This window comes from Spiroplasma endosymbiont of Lariophagus distinguendus (genome assembly GCF_023846195.1).
In the GTDB taxonomy this organism is placed as follows: Bacteria; Bacillota_I; Bacilli_A; order Mycoplasmatales; family VBWQ01; genus Spiroplasma_E.
The window spans coordinates 1-2,224 of record NZ_JALMUW010000098.1; the positions used below are offsets into that span (position 1 = coordinate 1).

General features: G+C 25.8%; 2 protein-coding genes. Both read right to left on the minus strand.

Annotation, left to right across the window (positions count from 1 at the left end):
• Positions 1 to 264: 264 nt before the first annotated feature.
• Positions 265 to 627, minus strand: coding sequence for a hypothetical protein (locus M0D11_RS05740; protein ID WP_252320918.1), 363 nt, complete (start codon positions 625 to 627; stop codon positions 265 to 267).
• Positions 628 to 887: 260 nt separating this feature from the next.
• The coding region (locus M0D11_RS05745; RefSeq protein ID WP_252320920.1) for a type IV secretory system conjugative DNA transfer family protein at positions 888 to 2,224 on the minus strand (1,337 nt) is incomplete at its 5' end.

Genomic DNA, 2,224 nt, shown 5'->3' on the forward strand with positions numbered 1-2,224 from the left:
TATCGGATAACAACTACATGTTATCAAATTTTGTGTATTTTACAATTAGTTAAGTTTTAACCAAAATTAAATATTTGGGTTTTGAAAGTTGCGAGTTTTCAGTTATAGATTTTGATTTGCTCATCAACGAACTTTTTCATGCTTTCATTTGGAACTAAGAACAAAACATCATATCCATTTTTACAGTAATGTCGTAATCCATCAAACTTTTGTCTCATTCGTTGTTTGGTTTTTCTACTTCGTTCAAATTCAATAATCATGATTTTATTTTCATAGTGAACTAATAAGTCAGGATATCCTTTTTCACGATAGCTTTCTGCTTTTAGTTCTTTTTCTGTTTGATATGAATTGTTGTGCTAGTCATTTGATTAGTAAATCTTGATGTTGTAATTCGTTATAGTTAATTCTTATACTTTTACTTTTTTTGCCAAGTTTTCGGTTTCCTAAACTTGAAAGCATGTAGATGTTTTTTCTAGTTAATTTATCTACTCGAATTAATTTTTTGTCTATTAAAGCTCTAATTAATCAATCAACAGCGTTAATTTCTTTATTTAATAATAAAGAAATTTGATAGGTATTTAGATATCCTCATCGGTTGATGATTTCTAATATTTTTAATTGTTCCATTTTGTTTCAACTCCTTAATTGCTAATGTGATAACCTTTTTTAAAGGTTTTCTTTCTTTTTGGGAAGCGCTTTCGCGCGGACTTTTTCTTTCTTTTTCAAAAGAAAGAAAAAGTTATTTCTCCCCCAACCTAAACAGATTACCTCGGTCACTCATAAGTTTACGTTGGGGGAGCGAGATAATCTGTGGTAAAGTAATGAAATTGCTTTATAGGTTGGGGGAAAATTTCATTTACATTACCAAGAGCATTCTTGGTATTTTCTTAGTATTTTTCGATGATAATTTTGTCAATAAAATTGATTGAATTTTCTAAAATTATCTTGCAGTATGCTTGTCCAACTTTTAATTTTTTTAAATCATTTGGATGAACAATATATTCTTCAACTTCGCGAATAGACCCTTTTGAACTTTTCTTATTTTTGGTATCATATTGTTTAGTAATTTTTTGAGAAGTTTTAGTTCCAAAAACTTTGGCAAGGTATTCAGCACTATTTGGGTCTTTGACATTATGTGCAATAATGTTAGCTGTATTTCCAAAAATAGTGTCTGTTAAATCTTTATTGTCTGTTTTTAAATCATTAATTGTTTGAAAACATAAAAAACATTGATAGTTAAAACTTCTAGTTTTATTAATTAAATTGATAATACTATCACTTGCAAAAACATTAAATTCGTCAAGGATAATATTAATTTGTTGTTCTCGTGGTTTTATAGAAGCAAACTCTTTTAAATCTTGAATAAGTAATTTACCAATGTTGCTAGCTAATTGGGGATAGTCTAATGAATTCAAAGAAAATAAAATAACTTTATGATTTTTAACTATTAAAGAAAAATCATTTTTTAAACCAATACTTTGATTTAATTGTTCATTATAGACATTTAATCTGTTTTCTAGACCTTGAATATCATCATTTTTAAATGTGGTTAAATAATCATAATTTTTATCATTACTATCAATTAAACTTATTAAATTTTCTTTTGAAAAATATTTAATAATGTTTGATAAAGTCATTTCAATTTTGTTATTTACCAAAGCTTCTAAAAGAATTAATAAATAACTATGTGCAATTGCTTGATAGTGTAGTTCAGTGAAATCAAATAAACTCATAATTTTATCTGCCAAAACAATATGACTTTTTGAAGCAAAGGGATTATATTGATTATCCCCATTTATTGTTCAAATAAAAGCATTATTATTAATAGTTTTAACTTTGCTGATTAAATCACTGTCACCTTTTCCACCAATTATGATCACAGTTTGGTTTAACTTATATACAAGTTGATTGATTATTGATAATGCTGTTGTAGTTTTTCCTGAACCAGTAGCACCAATCAATAAAGTGTGTTGATTTAGTTTTGATTTAACTAAACCAACTTTTTTATTTAGATTTATTAAATTGTTAGAACCTAATTTTTTAAATTCTTTTACTTGAGATTTTGCTTCATTTTTTAGCTTTGAATTTTTGGGATTTCATTTTTCAAAATTTATATAAAAATAATAAAATAGACACCCCATAAAAATTAAAAAACTAACACCAAATGAAGTTTCTGTAACTCAACTTTCAAAAATGCTTGAAAATCAATTTTTGAAATTGACAG